Raw genomic sequence first — 17,535 nt, 5'->3', positions numbered from 1 at the left:
TCCAGCCCTAATAGCCTGAAAGCTTCGCCATTTTAAAATCTGAAAATAATCCCAATGACGGATTTAACTAATGGATAAACGTAATACATACTCAAACCTACGCTTATCTGCACTATGTGCGTAGGTGGACTTATTACATGCTGTTTCGGTTTTTATAAAAATGAGCATCCCTGCAGTTTGTATTTTGGTTTCAAGATAATTTAAATCTAAAGATTATCCAACGGACTCACGATTTTTTCTAGCGCATGTGTTGTTATATGCGTATAAATTTCTGTGGTCTTGCTGTTACGATGCCCTAATAGCGACTGTATATACCGTAAATCTGTCCCCTGCTCCAGCAGGTGGGTTGCAAAGGAGTGCCGAAGCGTGTGTGGTGTTGCTTTGGTTTTAATGCCCGCCTTTTCGATACAGGCTCTGAATACATGCCGGATGCTTTCCACTGTATATTGCCCACCAAATTGCCCTTCAAACAACCATTCCTTTGGTCGGTAATGCTTGTAGTAAGCCCGCAGGTTCTCCAAAAGCTTTTGTGATAGCAGCGTGGTGCGGTCTTTCTTGCCCTTGCCTCCCCTAATCAGCAGCAGGTTCCTCTCCGACTGCACATCGGTCAGTTTCAGGTTTATCACCTCCCCTATCCGCAGGCCTCCTGCATAAAGCAATTGCAACATGCACCGGTGCTTCAGGTTGTCGGTAGCACCCAGTATTCTGGCTACCTCTGCTTTACTTAGCACCTTGGGCAGGCGCTCGGGTTTCTCGGGCCGCTCCACCTGGTTTAGCTGCACCTCGTGGCGGCCCAGCACCCGCTGGTAATAAAACTTTACGGCATTGATGCTCTGGTTCACAAAAGAGCACGACCAGCTGCCTGTCTGTACCAGGGCTCGGTGGTAGGCGTTTATCTCATCTTCCGTAAATAGTTGAATGCCCTCCAGCCCTCTTTCGGCGTGGAAGTTTAAAAAGCGTAGGAGCATGCCATGGTAGGTGCGAATGGTGTTGGGGCTATAGTTGAGCAGAAATAATTTTTCCAGGAAGTCCAGCGGACACGTAATATACGGTGCCTGTTTCAAATAGCTCTGCTCCCACAGCGCACGCTGCAACACCAGGTCCTTTACCTGCAGCTCCTGGCTCAGCCACAGCTGCGCCAGCCCCAGCAGTTCCTCCAGTAGCACCTGCATTGGCTGCCCGCCCGGAGCCATGGCAAAACACTGCTGCTCCTTTTGCCAACGTGCTACCTGGCTTTCCTTCAGCCTTTCGTAAATTTGTTTGCTGTAGCGGTATGTAATGCTCACCAAGGTACCCTCCGCTGTTACCATAGGCTGCAGGCGCACAACCGGCAGCACAGGCAGCTTTGCCAGCGGCTCGGCCTGCTGCCCGGCCAGTACCGGGGTGTGCTTATCCGGCTTTAGGCGCTTTGGCCGGTGCAGGTAGCGGGTACTAACCTTCGCCAGCCCCTTGAACAGGCTGTAGGTACGCTCAATGGCTTGCGGGGTGTGGTGCATTACGTAGCACTTATACGTCTTGCTGAACTTGATCCAGGAAGCTTCCTTCAGTTTGCCGCTAATAAAGGGGTTTGGCCTGTACCACAGCCGGATATATCTCTTCCCCTCATGCTCCAGCAGGTTCAGAAATACAGTGTTATCTGTAAAAGACCAGGTTTTACTTGTATCAAAAGCCATAGAGCCAAATTACGAGCCTGCAAAGCCGTAGCCGGAATTTATCCGTATATATCCGGAAGCATACGGAAGTATCCGATTTAACCGGAAGCTTCCGAAAGTATCCGGATAAATACGGCTATGAAAAAAGATGAGAAGACATGCCTGCATTGCGGCACCAGCATGGTGGGGCGAGCAGATAAGCGTTTTTGCTCCGACCAGTGCCGCGCCACGGCCAATACGCTCCGTAAGAAAAGCGACGATAGTGAATTGCTCATGCGCCACATTAACCAGATCCTGCGCCGTAACCGCCATATACTGCGGCAGGCCAGCCCGCAGGGCAAAACCACGCTGCGCCGTGCGGTGCTTGAAATTTCTGGTTTCGACTTCCGTTACTTTACCCACCTCTACCGCACTAAACAGGGCAACACCTATTACCTCTGCTACGACTATGGCTACCTGCTCCTCGACGATGACAAAGTGCTTATTGTAAATCAACAGCCCTACATGGGGCAGCAGAATCCATAAAATCAGGCACAAAAAAAAGCCCCGGTTTCCCGGGGCTTCTCTTTATAGTACAAGGCTTACAACTAAGCTTTGCTTTCTTCTTCTGAACTTTCGTCAGCAGCAGCGTCTTCGCCGGCAGCTTCGTCACCAGGAGTGTCTTTCGACTTCTTGGCAGCGGCGGCTTCCAGTTTCTTCACGCCAGCTTCTTTCTCGTTCTCCATCATCTGCTCTTTCAGGGCCGACAGGGCATCCAGATCGCCAAGCGTTGATTTGTTCTCAGCCTCTTTCTGAACCTTAGGGGCCTTAGGTGCTTTCTCGGCACCGGCAGCAGGCTGCACTTTCTTAGTGGCTTTGGCCATTCTGTTAGCCTCTTCGCCATAAGTAGCCGCATGCGACAGAATGATCTTACGGTCTTCTTTAGAGAACTCCACTACTTTAAAGTCTAAGCTTTCGCCAGCCTCTACTGTAGAACCGTCCTCTTTCTGAATCCCTTTCGGGAACGCGAAACCTTCGATACCGTATGGCAGCTCCAGCACAGCGCCTCTGTCTGATTTCTCAAGCACAGATGCTTTGTGTGTAGAACCGATGCTGAACACAGACTCGAACGTATCCCAAGGGTTTTCTTCCAGTTGCTTGTGGCCCAGGGCAAGTCTTCTGTTCGGAACATCAAGCTCCAGAACAACTACGTCCAGGTTTTCGCCAACTTTCACGAACTCAGATGGGTGCTTGATTTTCTTAGTCCAGCTCAGGTCAGAAACGTGTACAAGACCGTCTACGCCTTCTTCCAGTTCTAAGAACAGACCAAAGTTAGTCAGGTTACGAACAACGCCAGTGTGCTTGGTGCCCACGCCGTATTTCGTTAACACATCCTGCTTCGTCCATGGGTCTTCGGTCAGCTGCTTAATGCCTAACGACATTTTACGCTCCTGGCGGTCCAGTGTCAGCACTACTGCTTCTACCTCGTCGCCTTGCTTAATAAAGTCTTGCGGGTTACGCAGGTGCTGCGACCAGCTCATTTCAGAAACGTGGATCAGACCTTCAACACCTGGCATCAGTTCCAGGAATGCGCCATAATCAGCCACGTTAACGATTTTGCCTTTCACTCTTGAACCAACCTCAACCTCAGCAGGAAGAGCATCCCAAGGGTGAGGAGTCAGTTGTTTCATACCAAGGGAAATGCGCTTCTTGTCATCATCGAAGTCAAGAACCACCACGTTTACCTTCTGGTCGAGGTTCAGAACTTCTTCCGGATGGTTAATGCGTCCCCATGAAATATCTGTAATGTGAAGCAGGCCATCTACGCCACCAAGGTCGATGAACACACCGAAGTTTGTCATGTTCTTGATAACGCCTTCCAGTACCTGACCTTTTTCGAGGTTGTTCAGGATGGCGGCACGCTGCTGCTCCAGGTCTTTCTCGATAAGTACTTTATGCGATACAACCACGTTGTCGAAAGCGGCGTTGATTTTCACAACTTTCACTTCCATTTTCTTGCCTACAAACACGTCGAAGTCACGGATTGGCTTCACGTCGATTTGCGAACCTGGCAAGAAGGCTTCCACACCGTGGATGTCGGTGATAAGACCACCTTTTGTTCTGCGTTTCACAACACCTTCCAGAACCTTGTCGTTCTCAAGGGCATCGTAAATCTTAGCCCAGGCACTAACGATTTTCGCTTTCTTACGCGATAAGATAAGCTGGCCGTTAGGGTCTTCCTGGTCTTCGATAAATACTTCAACCTCGTCACCAACTTTCAGGTCAGGAAGATCTCTGAATTCTGAAACCGGTACCAGGCCATCAGATTTGAAACCGATATTCAGGATCACGTCACGATCAGTGATGCCAACAACAGTTCCGCTAACAACCTCCTGCTCCTGTACGGTAGTCAGGGTGTCGTCGTACATTTTTTCCATTTCGGCTTTCTCGTCTTTGCTGTAGCCGCCGCCGAAACCTTGGGTTTCAAATTTGTCCCAATCAAAATTATCTGGAGAATTACTCATATAATAAGTTGCTCTGGTTAAGCCACCGGCGTAGAGCAATAAGCCGGTTTGGTTTAGTTTTACAATACCCTGCTAAAGCACAGGTCTCATTCACCCGAATGAAGCGGCAAAGGTACAGATTTTCCAGAAAAAAACCAGCATTTTTTAGCGATTGTTTTTAGTGCTCTTTTAAAAAGTAAGATATTAAGAATCAGGCTTATAAAGATTCATTCAGCACCAAAAGTCCTGAAGCAGATCAGGTGGAGTCAATTCTTCTAATGAAAATGCCCTCCGGAAGGGAATTTCAGCATTTTACCTCAAGGGTAAAATGCAATACCAGCACAATAAGCCTTTAAGATGCAACAGTCTTTTCTTATAGCCGGAAACACCCTTGACACCTAAATGCCCTGAAATGCTTTGGAAGGCAATTTTAATTCAAATAATTTGCCTGTACCACCTAAAATATGGCATTTTTGAAAATTTTGAATGAATGATTATTTGAATAAAAGTATCTCTGCCGTGAGCTTTCAGTTCGTGGTATTATCTAAGGCGAGTTTTCAGCTCGCGTGTAGCACCTAATCCAAGTAAAAATCAGGTCTTCTAATATCAAGGTAATTTTAGTTTAACGGAGCCGCAGTTTTCATCAAAACAGACAGAGAGCAAACTGCCTCTAAGCCCACGCCCGCGAGTTCAAACCTGACCACCAATAGAAACCACGAGCTGAAAGCTCGCGGCAGCTGCCCGCAAACAGGAAGTTTAATTCTCCTTTACCAAGCTTAACAGCCCCAAGTAAATTATTCAAATCAAATTAGCCTTCAGAAGCTTTTTACACAAAAATTGGTCAAGGGTAGATCCTGAAAAAAGGGTTAAACCTAACCGGAATCAGGAACTCCTGCTGCATAAATTATCCAATTTCTTACAAAAAGTATTCATGCAGCTACCGCAGCCTTATCGCCTGATAAACAACCTAAACAGACATACAGGCTAAATTTCTTAGCAGAGCGATATTGCTATGAATGCTCCATGCCCAGGTAGAGGCGCCAATCCTGGTTGTGGGTATCGATGTGGAGCTGCAGGAACGAAAGCAGCGAGGGGCGTTTAGGTTTGGTAAGCAGCTTTAGACCGGCTTCTTCCGGGGTGCGGTCGCCTTTGCGGGTGTTGCAGCGCATGCAGGCTGTCACCAGGTTCTGCCAGTTGGTTTCTCCACCCCTGGAGCGGGGAATCAGGTGGTCTAGTGTCAGGTTTTTAATGGTGCCACAGTACTGGCATTTGTAGTTGTCGCGGCGCAGCACATTGTGGCGGCTCAGCGAAATGCCATAGTAAGGCACACGCACATACCGCTGCAGCCTTATAATGGAAGGCACCGGAAAAGACTTGCTGATGGTGTGCAACACGGCATCGTGGTTGTTCGATACGGTTTCGGCTTTATCGAGGTACACCAATACAAAGGCCTTTTGAATGGAGCAAACAGCAATGGCACTGAAATCCTGGTTGAGTATAAGCACTTTATCTCTCATAACTGCTTTCGTCTTACGCTATGCTTGTACGGAAAACGGTGGCAGAGATATGCTACATCAGGAATAAAATATAGCTAACCGTTTATAATTCTTTTAATGATGCGCAGCTGGTGCGAATACCGCTTCCGGTCCTGCTGGTAAATGCCCTGGTGGTCGAGTGTATCTATCCTGATTTCGCCGTGTGCGTGTATAATCTGCTGGTTCTCCAGCAAGAGGCCCACGTGAATAATACGACCTTCGGCATTTGAGAAAAAGGCCAGATCGCCAGGCTGGGTTTGGGCCACAAAATGCACCTCCTCCCCTGCCTCTACCTGCTGGTAGGCATCGCGCGGGAGCTGGTAGCCGCAAACGCCATACACCTGCTGCACAAAGCCGGAGCAATCTACCCCGAAAACAGATTTGCCGCCCCATTGGTAAGGCGCTTTCAGAAAAGACAAAGCCACTTGCACAAGCTCCGCCACCGGACTTACAGCTTCAGCGTTAGCTGCTCTGCCGTTAAACTGAAGGAGCTGCTCGTTAAGCCGCAGGTGCTGCCCATCGAAGAAAGGCAGGTAATTCCCGATTCCTACCGGTATTACTGCCTCCTGCCCCTTTACCACCTGCAGCAGGTCCAGCACACGCGGGTGGCGACTCTCTTTCCATTCCTGGAAATAGGCAGCCGTAACCGGCGTATGCTGCTTTTGATCTATCCAGCCGCGGTACCGGTCGGTGGCAAGCTCCACCTGTAGCCAGTTACCTTGTGTGTTAAGTATGGTATAGCACTCGCCAAAGAGCAGCTGCGACACCTGTTCTGCCCTGTCGGCCGGCTCAGCCCGCATAGGCACCAGGCTCAGCGATGAAATTCCGTATTCCACTTTAAATTGAATTTTGAATGAGTGATTTTTGAATGAGTGGATGACTGTAGATTAGAGAATTGAAGAAGAAAGAAATAAACAATTGAACCTTTTAACCATTAAAAAATCTGCAACCAACAACCAGCAATTAACACCTCCAGAGCCTCCTGCTCCTTCTGCTGAACTTTAAGCAAACAACATTATTTAACTGAATTTCAATGATTTAATCAGATGTTTAACAATATCCGGATCAGTAAATCCATTAAGCTCATGCTGCAGCTCCTGAATTTCTTCCCGCAGGGCGTTCTTTTGCCGTCTGAACTTTTGCTCTGTTGCTTTAGGCGTACCCCCGAACTGATGATAGAGATGCGCTTCGGGGCCATAAGTTAGCTGGGCAGACTCCAGTTGCAGCTCGTGCACTTGGTCGTCCAGCAACTTTACATAATATTTCAACTGATCCTCCGGCAGTTCCTCCAGGGCTTTGCTCTTATCCTGCAGAAACTCCATCTGTAGGCGGAGCAGCTCGAAAAAGTCGTCGTTGTTATAAGCCAGCGTTACTTCCTTCATCACCTCCTCTTTCCAGGCGCGTGCTGCCTCGTCCTGCTCCTTATCGGGGTGCAGTTGCTTTACAAGCTCGGTGTAGATGCGCCTGCTGGCCTTGCTGATGTTCTGCATTTCGGCTTTCATGGCTTCTTCCTTTTCCTGCTGCGCCTTGGTCTTTTTCTTAGGCCCCTTTTTCTGGTTACGATTGGCGTACTGCTCCTCCTGCTCCTGCATTTTCTGATCCAACTTTGCCTTCATTTTCTCTATGTCGTTCAGGTCATCAGGCTCTACCTCTACGCCGAAAACGCTCCTGAACAAGTCCTGCGCCATGCTGTTTGCTTCTTCTTCTGCCTCCATCACTGCCTCTGCATGAGTTACAGGGGCGTATTTATCATGAATTTCAATAAGCTCTTCCCTGCCATACTTCTCAATGAGGTTGTAGGCCAAATCCTCAATAAATACAGCAAGCTTTTCTCTTTCCTTCTTCCGGAGCGAAGGGAAATCGTAGGCTTGGTCCAGTTGCTTTACGATCTTTACTCTCAGCTCAACGGTTTGGGCCAGAAGCGGATGCAGCTCTTTCTGCACCCTGGCCTGCAACATGGCAGTAGCTTCTTTGCGTTGCTGCAACTCCGACTTCAGCTTGTTAATCCGCTTTATCTTTAGGTTAAACTGCCGCTGCAGCTTAGACAGCTGACTTGTTTCTTTATTTATCTGAGGAACTAGCTGTGTCTTAGTTTCCGGTGTGTTGTCCGTCATAATTCTATTATAAGTGAGGTAAAAGGATCAGGAAGCCTCTTTATAAGATGAGTTTCACCATTAACATATACTAGAATAATATCTATATAAAAAAATGATTATCAGTTAACAAAAAACCGAACAAGCAACAATGAAGAATAAAGTTATAAGAGCGTATAATAAATATAGCTTTGTGTTTTAGGTCTAGTGTCTAGTGTCTAAAATCTAATCAATAGCTGCTTCTGTCCATCTCCCGTTTTACGTCGCGGGCTTTAATGTCTTCGCGTTTGTCGTACAGTTTTTTGCCTCGGGCCAGGGCAATCTCTACCTTGGCAAAGCCTCTGTCGTTTATAAACACCCTGATCGGAATAATGGTTACTCCCTGCTCTTCGGCATTTTTCTCAAGCTTGCGCAGTTCATGCTTGTTCAGCAGCAGCTTGCGTACCCGCATCGGTTCGTGGTTGTAATGTGTGCCCTCAGTATAGGTAGAGATGTGCATGTTGTGCAGCCACAGTTCCCCGTTATGCACCACACAATACCCGTCCTGCATGTTCACCTTCCCCTCCCTTATGGATTTGATCTCGGTGCCGCGAAGCATAACGCCCGCCACATACTTGTCCAGGAACTGGTACTCGAAAGAAGCCCTCCGGTTAACGATGTTAACATGCTTCTTTATCCTGTCTTTGTCTTTGTTTGCCATTTACTTTAGATGCTAGATTTAAGATGATAGATAAAAGATCCTAAATGTTCATTTACTAATTGATTAAGAATTTCTAGCTTCCTATCATCTTCATTTTTTTCATTATCACTGCATTCTTCAACTTTCTAACTCTTATCCTTCCAAACTTTATAACTTTTTTAAATTTTCATCCTGGGGTCTGGGCTCGCCAGTTGGTTGCTAAAATCGCCGGCAAGGTATTGATAATGAGCAGCTATGGCTATCATACCTGCATTATCGGTGCAATACTGAAACGCCGGGATATAGACATTCCAGTTGTGCTTTTTGGCATATTCCTGCAGCGTTTGCCGAAGCCCACTGTTGGCCGAGACACCCCCTGCTATGGCCACTTCTTTTATGCCCAGATCTTTGCTGGCTTGCTTTAGCTTCCGCAGCAGCGTCTGGATGAGGGTGTACTGTACGCTGGCGCAAATATCTGCCAGGTGCTCCTGCACGAACTCCGGGTTTTGTTTCGTTTGGTTTTTAAGGAAGTACAGCACAGCGGTTTTGATGCCACTGAACGAGAAATCGTAACCAGGCATGTTGCTTACCGGAAAGTCGAAGGCGCGCGGGTTACCTGTGGCAGCGGCTTTGTCGAGCATAGGGCCACCAGGGTACGGCAGGCCCAGCATTTTGGCGGTTTTGTCAAAGGCTTCGCCCACGGCATCGTCGGTGGTTTGCCCTATTACCTCCATCTCAAGGTGGCTTTTAATAAGCACCACCTGCGTATGGCCGCCACTAACGGTCAGGCACAGAAACGGGAAAGCAGGTTTTGGATCGTCAATAAAATGAGCCAGGATGTGCGCCTGCATGTGGTTCACCTCTATTAGCGGAATACCCAAGCCAAGAGCAAAAGACTTAGCGAAGGTGCAGCCCACTAATAAAGCGCCCAGCAAACCCGGTCCGCGCGTAAAAGCTACTGCATTTAGATCAGATTTTGTTACATTTGCCTTGATAAGCGCCTGTGTAACTACTGGTATAATATTTTGTTGGTGCGCTCTGGAAGCCAATTCTGGCACCACGCCGCCATATTGCTCATGCACAGCCTGCGTGGCGATGATATTAGACAGCACCCTGCCGCCCCGTATGACGGCAGCAGCGGTTTCGTCGCAGGAAGATTCGATTGCTAAAATCGTAGGTTCAGTCATTTTTGGAAAAAGAACAGTCAAAGAATTACGCCAAAGTTATAGGAAAAGCTATTCTAAAAATAGCTTTAGGCCTGCTCATGTTCTTAATCTTACTCTTTGGCGTGGCATATGTTGCCCTGCAAAGCCCCCAGGTGCAAACCAAAGTAGCCCGTAAAGCAGCTGAATACATTTCGAGAACAATTGAGCACGAAGTTACCATCGATAAAGTAAATATCCGGTTTTTTAAGCATGTGGTGCTCGAAAAAGTGCGTGTACTCGACTTCCGGAATGAGGAAATGTTTTACCTCGGCAGCGTGGATGCCGAAATCAGCCTTTTCTCCATCTTCGACCCCAATACGTTGCATATCAGTACCCTGGAACTGAACGAGCCGCGTGCAAACCTGGTGAAATACGAAGGTACCGATTCGCTAAACTTCAGCACTTTTTTAACATCGCTCAACAAGCTCATCCGGAAAGACACGACCAACACCCAGAGCCAGCCATTCGAATTTTCTATAGAGGAGGTACTGATCCGGAACGGGCGCTTTACTTACGATGACTTCAGCGTTGCCCCTGCCCCCAACGGTATCGACTACTTCCACCTGACAATAGAGGACCTGAACGGCACATTTTCAGAGCTGGAGCCGGGCGATACCCTGCGGGCACGTGTAACAGATTTACGCGCCACCGAATCAAGATCGGGCACCAAACTGCACAACCTGGATGTGCTGATGACCTATGCCCCTACTTTCTGGGAATTCGATGAGCTGGACCTGAAAGTAAACAACAGCAACCTGCAACACTATGTGCGGTTCGATTACGAGCACTTCCTGAACTTTAAATCGTTTGTTGACAGTGTCAGCGTAACAGCTAACATCACCAATACAAAAGTATACTCCCAGGACATCGCCATTTTTGCGCCCCAGCTCCTCGACTACAACGAGAACCTTTTGGTAAACTCGGCCGAGGTAAAAGGAATGGTAGGCAAATTCAGCGCCCGGAATCTGGATGTAAGCTATGGCGAGAACACCCATGTAGTAGGAAACATAAGTGCCGACGGCCTCCCGAACGCCAAAGAGACATTTGCCAACATACGGCTCCAGCCCTCCACCATCAATGCCCAGGATATCAGGCAGTTTTTACCGAAGGAGGTTTACACCATCGCGGCACGCCTGGGTACCGTGCAGTTGGAAGGTCGCTTTGCAGGTTTTTACGAAGACTTTGTTGCCAATGGGTCTTTCTCGACGGATCTCGGAAAACTTGAGTCGGATATTAACCTGAAAATAGATGAGGAAACGCGCAGTTCCTCTTACACCGGCTACCTCAAAACAAACGGCTTTAACCTGGGCAGGCTCGTAGGCAACACCGATCTGGTGAAAACTATTTCGATGGAAGGCCGGATTTCAGGCTCCGGTTTCGACCTGCAGACAGCCCGCATTAGGCTCGATGCCACCATACGGCAGCTGCACCTGCTCGACTACAACTACCGTAACATAAAAGCCAACGGCACCCTTAGCCGGCAAATGTTTACGGGCAAGGTCTCTATAAACGATCCGAACCTGGTGATACAGGCAGATGGGGTGGTAAATCTGGCTGCAAACGCCAAAGCATTTAACCTGCTGGCCAACCTCCAGAAAGTTGACCTGCAGGGAATTGGCTTTTCAGAAAAGCCATTTACCATTAGCGCAGCATCAAACGTGAATTTTACGGGTTTGCGGCTCGACGATTTTGCCGGCATGGCCTACCTGAACAACGCAGAAATAATGTTTGATGGCAATTCTCTCGCCCTCGATTCCATCGAAATAGTGTCTGAAATCGGGAACGGCCAGCGGAGCCTGTCTTTTGTATCGGATTTGGTGACCCTGAAAGCCGATGGCAATTTCGACTACACCGTGCTGATCGACGACTTGAAGCAGCTGGTGCAGGAGTACACCCTTAACTTTGAAAGTAACGACACAGCGACTGATGCTTACTACAAAAAGAAAAAAGTAGCCGCGCAGCAGGAGTACCAGTTGCAGTACGATATTTACCTGAAGCACGCCAACCCCTTGCTGCAGCTTTTCCTGCCAAACCTGGCTATTTCCGACTTTTCTAAAATAGACGGTTCCTTTCGGCATGGCAATACCGTTATCTTCGATTTGTTTACCCGCATCGATACAATCTTATATGATAATATAGCACTCTACCAGAATAACATAGAAGTAACCACCTCTAAAATACAGATGAGCCCGGATGTGCTCGCGAGTGCGCTCATCACATCCCAAAAACAGATGCTGCCATCTACCGGCGAAACTGAGAATTTTTACCTTGAAGGCATCTGGAGCGAAAGAACCATTAACTTCTCTACAAACATTGCACAGCCCGGCCAGAACAACCGCATGACCATTTCCGGCGACCTGAACTTTCTGGAGAACCAGGTGAAGCTGGTCTTTAACCGCTCTAACATTACCCTGCTCGATAATGCCTGGGCCTTTAAACCGGGTAACACGGTATTAATTAGCGAACGTGGCCGGAACATCACCTTCGAGAACTTTGCGCTAACCAACCGCAACCAGATTTTCACGGTAGTAGGCACAATCGCAGACGACCCTGCCAGCACCTTAAAAGTAGATGTCAGGAATTTTGATCTCCGCAACCTGAACCCGCTCATGGTGCAACAAGTGCGCGGTAAACTGAACGGAGAGCTGACCTTACAGGATATTTATAACCAGGCGGTGCTGAACTCACAATTGCGCGTTGACTCCCTCTACTTCGACAATGTGCTGATAGGCGATGTGGCCGGCCGGAGTGACTGGAACAATAAACTGCAACAGCTGGCAGTGGATGTAGGCATTAGTTACGGCACCAAGAAAGTACTCTCTATTACAGGAAATTACAAGCCACAGGCTGCCGACGAGCAGCTAGATATGCTGGCCGTAATGGATAACTCACAGCTAAAAATTGTGGAGCCCATCCTAAAGCCGCTTATTTCTAACCTCGAAGGCACCATGGAAGGGCGCATCCGGATTCTGGGCCGGCTGGACTCTCCTATCCTGACCGGATCAGTCATGATTAACGAAGGGCAGTTCCGGTTCGATTACCTGGGCACCACCTACCGCATAACGGACCGCATCTACTTTGGGGCCAACAGCATCAGCTTCCGGAATGCGCGGCTAACTGACTTATATGGCAACACCGCCAACGTAACTGGCGGCATTGCACACGATGGTTTCCAGAACATGGTGATAGACATACAAGGCCGCTACCGGAATTTTATGGTGCTGAACACGACCAGCAGCCAGAACGAGCTGTATTACGGCACCGCCTTTGCCACGGGCTCTTTAACAGTGCTCGGCCCTGTAGATAACCTTCAGATTAATGTAACGGCCAGGAGCAACGAAAACACCCGCATCGTGCTCCCCATGGATAACCAGACCGAGCTTAGCCAGAAAGACTTTATCAGGTTTGTGAACCGCAACACCACCGATACCACCGGCATCGCTATTGATGTGGAAGATCAGCGGATTAACCTTTCGGGCATCAACATGAATTTTAACCTCGATGTGACCGATGATGCTTATTTCGAGATCATAATAGACAGGCAAACCGGCGATGTGATCCGAGGGTCGGGAAACGGGCTAATCAGAATGACCATAGACACGCGCGGGGAGTTTAACATGTTCGGCACGTTCGAGATCGCACAGGGAGCCTACAACTTTAACCTGCTCGAAGGACTGGTTTCGCGGGAGTTTAAGGTAACGCCAGGAGGCACCATCTCCTGGAATGGCGACCCCTTGGCAGGAACTATGCGCATCAACGCCTCTTACTCGCAGCCAACCTCGCTCGCCGACTTTGCCCCATCCGATTCACCGGTGCAAGGCAGCTACCCGGTTACGGCCATTATCGACCTGAACGGCCCTATCCTGACACCAGAAATTAAACTCGGCCTCAACTTCGATGAGCTGCCACAAAATGTGCAGACGCTTCTCTCCTCCTTCATCAGCTCCATTAAAAACGATGAGAACGAGCTGAACCGGCAGGTATTCAGCCTGCTGGTGATGCAGCGGCTGGCACCACCCGGCACCCTGGGGCTGGAGGGAGCCGGTACGGCAGCAGTTGGCGGCAGTTTGGGCAGTTTGCTCTCTGGTCAGCTCAACACCTTCTTTAACAGCATCGACAGCAATTTGCAGGTAGACATCGGCTTAGGAAGTAATACCTTAAACCAGGATGCCCTTTCGGCGCTGCAGGTGCGGCTGAGTTATAATTTTTTCCAGGGAAGGTTGCGGGTAACCAGTCAGTCGGGTTTTAGCAACGCAGGTGGTGCCAGTGGCACCGGCGGCACCAACAACCGCAACACCTACCAGGGCGACTGGTCGCTGGAGTATTACATAACCCGTAGCGGAGAACTACGTGCGCGCCTGGAGTACAACACAAACCCGAGCGGCCTCACCGACAGGGTGTTAGTGAGCCAAAGCATCAGTTTACTGCATACAAAGCGCTTCGACTCGGTGCGGGAGCTGTTTGGCCGCAGAAGAGCCTCGCGGCGGGAGCGCAGGTTGCTGCGAGAAACACCTATTATCCTGGATTCGGACCCACGGCTGCGCCTTTAAAAGCAAAATCGTAACAATAAGGTAACAAATAAAAATGGCCTGCCAAAGTAAACAGGTGCTGGCAAAGCAGGCTGTAAGGGAGCCATGGAAGCTGCAACCCTTGACCTAAATAAACCAAAATAGCTTCCGGAGGCACTTTTTATATGAATAATTGCTGCAAAACATATGTTACAGGTTGCAACAGTAACCTTTCAGCAGCGTCTGCGGATATAAAGGCGCTAAACAGGAGCAACAAGCGTTAGAAGGTTTAAAGCACCAGCCGGAGAAACGAAACTATCGAGTACTTATAAATTATTTAAATGAAAATGGCCTTCCAAAGCTTAAATTCTAAAATACCTTCAAGGGTCCGGGGTTTACCAAGTGCTTGTGAGAGAACAGCCAATACCCGCAAAACCACTGTTAAAAACGAATTTACGCGAATACAGTAATTTTGAGAAAGGTCTTGAATAATATTTCTATTTTTGTGCGGAAGTAAAACCTATGGTAAAAAAGCACCCTACATCAGTTAAAAAGAAAAAACTTGGCAGCTACCCCCATGCCATGGTAGTCTTCAGCATTTCCCTTTCTCTTTTCGTGATTGGTCTGTTTGGTTTGCTGCTCATTCATGCAGGCAAGCTATCTGAAATTGTAAAAGAAAGTATAGAGATGCAGGTATACCTGGACCGTAACCTGACCGATGTACAGCTGGTGCGCCTGCGCAAAACGTTTGAGGCCAAAGAATACATCGCTTATAAAAACGACTCGGTGCAGGTTCATTTTGTTTCGAAAGAAGATGGCGCTAAAGCTTTTCTAAACGAGACCGACGAAGACTTTATGGCGTTTTTAGGAGAGAACCCCCTCCGCGATGCCTACATCCTTAAAATTGATGCCGACCACTCTGGCTCCAAAGAGCTGCAGCAAATACAAAAAGACCTGCAGGAGGTAGCAGGCGTTCACGAAGTGCAGTATGTGGCAAACCTGATCGAATCTATTAACAGCAACATCCGGAAGGTGAGCCTGGTGCTGCTGGCCTTTGCCGGAATCCTGCTACTGGTAGTGACCATCCTCATAAATAACACGATTAAACTGGCCCTCTACTCCCAACGCTTCCTTATCAGAAGCATGCAGTTGGTTGGTGCCACCTCTTTTTTCATACAGCGGCCTTTCCTGAACCGTGCCACCTGGCAAGGTATATTGAGCGGCATAATCGCCTCGGGTGTGCTGTTTGCGCTTATGCAGTATGCCTATTTTGAAATTGAGGAGCTACGGCTGCTACGCGATGAGCAGCAAATGATCTTACTGATGATCGCGCTGGTAGTGCTTGGCTGCATTATCGGTTTCCTGAGCTCTTACAGAGCCGTTCGTAAATACCTCGGAATGTCTTTAGACGAATTATACTAACCATGGAGAATAAACCTAAACTTGCCTTTGGCAGGAAAAACTATGTACTAATGCTGGCTGGCATTGCTGTGCTCGCACTCGGTTTTATTATTATGACGATGGACGATAAGCAGTACGGCCTTGGGTTTATGGGCATTACCCTGGGCCCCCTTATCGTGCTGGCAGGTTTCGTAATTGAACTCTTTGCCATTATGGCGAAAGATAAAAACCATGAGTAGATGAGCGTTTGGCAAGCTATTATTTTAGCCATTGTAGAGGGGCTTACAGAATTTCTGCCTGTCTCCTCCACCGGCCACATGATTATTGCGGCTACCCTGATGGGCATTAATGAATTGGCAATCACCAAAATATTTGCGATCAGTATTCAGTTTGGTACTATCCTGTCGGTGGTGGTGCTGTATTGGAGGCGCTTTTTGACCAGTTTCGACCTGTACAAAAAAATCCTGATTGCTTTTATTCCGGCTGCCGTACTGGGCCTGTTACTCGAAAAAGCCATTGATGCCATGCTCTCCAGCATCCTGATTACGGCTATTATGCTTATTCTGGGTGGTGTGGTGCTCCTGTTCATAGACAAGTGGTTTAACCATGCCGATAAAGATCGCATTAATTACAAAAATGCTTTCACCATTGGTTTGTTCCAATGCATCGCCATGATACCGGGCGTGTCGCGTTCAGCGGCCACTATTATAGGAGGGCTTACGCAAGGCGTGAACCGGAAAGCAGCCGCTGAGTTTTCTTTTTTTCTGGCAGTGCCTACCATGCTGGCCGCCGCCTCGTTTAAGTTTATGAAAGACATGCTCCAGCTCGAAATCATGGATGTGCTGACCTTCGACTGGCCCAAAATACAGAACAGCTTCGCCATAATCAGCACACAAGACATAAAGCTGCTTATTATCGGGAATGTGGTTGGTTTCGTGGTAGCCATGATCGCCATTCAATCATTTATTTCGTTCCTGACAAAATACGGATTTAAGGTGTTCGGTTATTACCGGATAGCCGTTGGTTTAGCCATACTCATGCTCATTGCCATGGGTATCGATTTAAAGTTCTAAGAATGGTATACGATTTTGTAGCCGGAGAAATACTATTAATAAACAAACCGCTGACCTGGACCTCGTTTGATGTCGTGAAAAAGGTACGCAACACCCTGCGGGTGAAAAAGATTGGCCATGCCGGCACACTAGACCCGCTGGCAACAGGCCTCCTGATTCTCTGCACCGGCAAGTTCACGAAGCGCATCGACGAAATTCAGGCACAGGAGAAGGAATATACCGGCACTATAACGCTCGGCCAAACCACTCCCTCCTACGACCTTGAAACAGAAGTATCTGAAACTGCAGCTATCAGTCACCTGACAGAAGCAGAAATAAAAGCAGCAGCAGCGGGCTTTGTAGGAACAATCGAGCAGGTTCCCCCGCTTTACTCAGCTGTTATGATAGACGGGAAAAGAGCTTACACGTTGGCGCGGAAAGGGCAAACAGCGGAGATTAAGGCCCGAAGCATTACCATCAAAGCCTTTGATATTACGGCTATTGATGGAGCTGTACTCCATTTCAGGGTAATCTGCAGCAAAGGCACCTACATCAGGAGCCTGGCGCATGATGTAGGTCAGGTCTTAGGCTGTGGCGCCCACCTTTCTGCACTGGTGCGCACACGCATTGGTGAGTACCGCCTCGAAGATGCCCTTTCGATAGAAGATATTCAGCAAATTAGAAATGCACAGGTAGCAGCAGATGGAAGTAATTCGTGATATCGCCGATTTTCCGAAGCTGAGCCATGCAGTTGTTACCAGCGGCACGTTTGACGGTGTGCACATCGGGCACCAGAAAATACTGAAGCGTGTACAGGAAAGGGCGAGGCAAGTTAATGGCCAAAGCGTGGTTATTACTTATTGGCCACACCCTCGGCTGGTCCTCTTTCCGGAAGACAATGAACTGAAACTATTATCAGGCATTGAA

14 protein-coding genes are annotated in these 17,535 nt (G+C 48.4%); 7 read left to right on the top strand and 7 right to left on the bottom strand.

Translation table 11 applies throughout. The annotated features are described in order from the left end of the window. Positions 1–206: 206 nt before the first annotated feature. Positions 207–1,673, bottom strand: coding sequence for a tyrosine-type recombinase/integrase (locus FVR03_RS21035; protein WP_147923747.1), 1,467 nt, complete (start codon positions 1,671–1,673; stop codon positions 207–209). Positions 1,674–1,790: 117 nt separating this feature from the next. On the opposite strand from FVR03_RS21035, the gene FVR03_RS21030 reads away from it, so the two are divergent. After that, on the top strand, positions 1,791–2,177 hold the full coding sequence (locus FVR03_RS21030; RefSeq protein WP_147923746.1) for a hypothetical protein: 387 nt from the start codon (positions 1,791–1,793) through the stop codon (positions 2,175–2,177). Between the two features lie 62 nt (positions 2,178–2,239). On the opposite strand, the gene rpsA is transcribed toward FVR03_RS21030, so the two are convergent. The 6 genes from rpsA to tsaD all read right to left on the bottom strand — a co-directional run bounded on the left by rpsA (position 2,240) and on the right by tsaD (position 9,629). Further along, positions 2,240–4,156: a 30S ribosomal protein S1 gene (gene rpsA, locus FVR03_RS21025; RefSeq protein WP_147923745.1), complete on the bottom strand. Its 1,917-nt coding sequence runs from the start codon at positions 4,154–4,156 to the stop codon at positions 2,240–2,242. A gap of 989 nt (positions 4,157–5,145) precedes the next feature. Next, positions 5,146–5,652 carry an HNH endonuclease gene (locus FVR03_RS21020; protein ID WP_147923744.1) on the bottom strand — a complete coding sequence of 169 codons (507 nt, stop codon included), beginning with the start codon at positions 5,650–5,652 and terminating at the stop codon, positions 5,146–5,148. A gap of 74 nt (positions 5,653–5,726) precedes the next feature. After that, positions 5,727–6,506, bottom strand: a complete 780-nt coding sequence (locus FVR03_RS21015; RefSeq protein ID WP_255474336.1) for a C40 family peptidase — start codon at positions 6,504–6,506, stop codon at positions 5,727–5,729. A gap of 183 nt (positions 6,507–6,689) precedes the next feature. Further along, a complete protein-coding gene (locus FVR03_RS21010; RefSeq protein WP_147923743.1) occupies positions 6,690–7,784 on the bottom strand; it encodes a J domain-containing protein in 1,095 nt (364 codons plus the stop codon). A 208-nt stretch (positions 7,785–7,992) separates the two neighbouring features. Further along, complete coding sequence (gene smpB, locus FVR03_RS21005) at positions 7,993–8,463, bottom strand: SsrA-binding protein SmpB (RefSeq protein WP_147923742.1); 471 nt, start codon at positions 8,461–8,463, stop codon at positions 7,993–7,995. A 158-nt stretch (positions 8,464–8,621) separates the two neighbouring features. After that, positions 8,622–9,629, bottom strand: a complete 1,008-nt coding sequence (gene tsaD, locus FVR03_RS21000) for a tRNA (adenosine(37)-N6)-threonylcarbamoyltransferase complex transferase subunit TsaD (protein ID WP_147923741.1) — start codon at positions 9,627–9,629, stop codon at positions 8,622–8,624. A 2-nt stretch (positions 9,630–9,631) separates the two neighbouring features. Between tsaD and FVR03_RS20995 the strand changes: the two genes are divergently transcribed. The 6 genes from FVR03_RS20995 to FVR03_RS20970 form a co-directional block, all read left to right on the top strand. Then, complete coding sequence (locus FVR03_RS20995) at positions 9,632–14,197, top strand: translocation/assembly module TamB domain-containing protein (RefSeq protein WP_439651057.1); 4,566 nt, start codon at positions 9,632–9,634, stop codon at positions 14,195–14,197. A 480-nt stretch (positions 14,198–14,677) separates the two neighbouring features. Next, positions 14,678–15,577, top strand: a complete 900-nt coding sequence (locus FVR03_RS20990; protein ID WP_147923739.1) for a cell division protein FtsX — start codon at positions 14,678–14,680, stop codon at positions 15,575–15,577. Between the two features lie 2 nt (positions 15,578–15,579). Beyond that, positions 15,580–15,795, top strand: coding sequence for a DUF3098 domain-containing protein (locus FVR03_RS20985; RefSeq protein WP_147923738.1), 216 nt, complete (start codon positions 15,580–15,582; stop codon positions 15,793–15,795). After that, complete coding sequence (locus tag FVR03_RS20980; RefSeq protein WP_147923737.1) at positions 15,796–16,629, top strand: undecaprenyl-diphosphate phosphatase; 834 nt, start codon at positions 15,796–15,798, stop codon at positions 16,627–16,629. It begins immediately after the preceding gene. A 2-nt stretch (positions 16,630–16,631) separates the two neighbouring features. Beyond that, positions 16,632–17,327: a tRNA pseudouridine(55) synthase TruB gene (gene truB / locus FVR03_RS20975; RefSeq protein ID WP_147923736.1), complete on the top strand. Its 696-nt coding sequence runs from the start codon at positions 16,632–16,634 to the stop codon at positions 17,325–17,327. After that, positions 17,311–17,535 (top strand): adenylyltransferase/cytidyltransferase family protein (locus tag FVR03_RS20970; RefSeq protein WP_147923735.1); only part of this gene is annotated, 225 nt, incomplete at its 3' end. The genes truB and FVR03_RS20970, both read left to right, overlap by 17 nt.

Source organism: Pontibacter qinzhouensis, assembly GCF_008017455.1.
Classification (GTDB): Bacteria; Bacteroidota; Bacteroidia; order Cytophagales; family Hymenobacteraceae; genus Pontibacter; species Pontibacter qinzhouensis.
The sequence above is the reverse complement of the archived record's forward strand: the minus strand, read 5'-3'. Positions and strand labels throughout refer to the sequence as shown.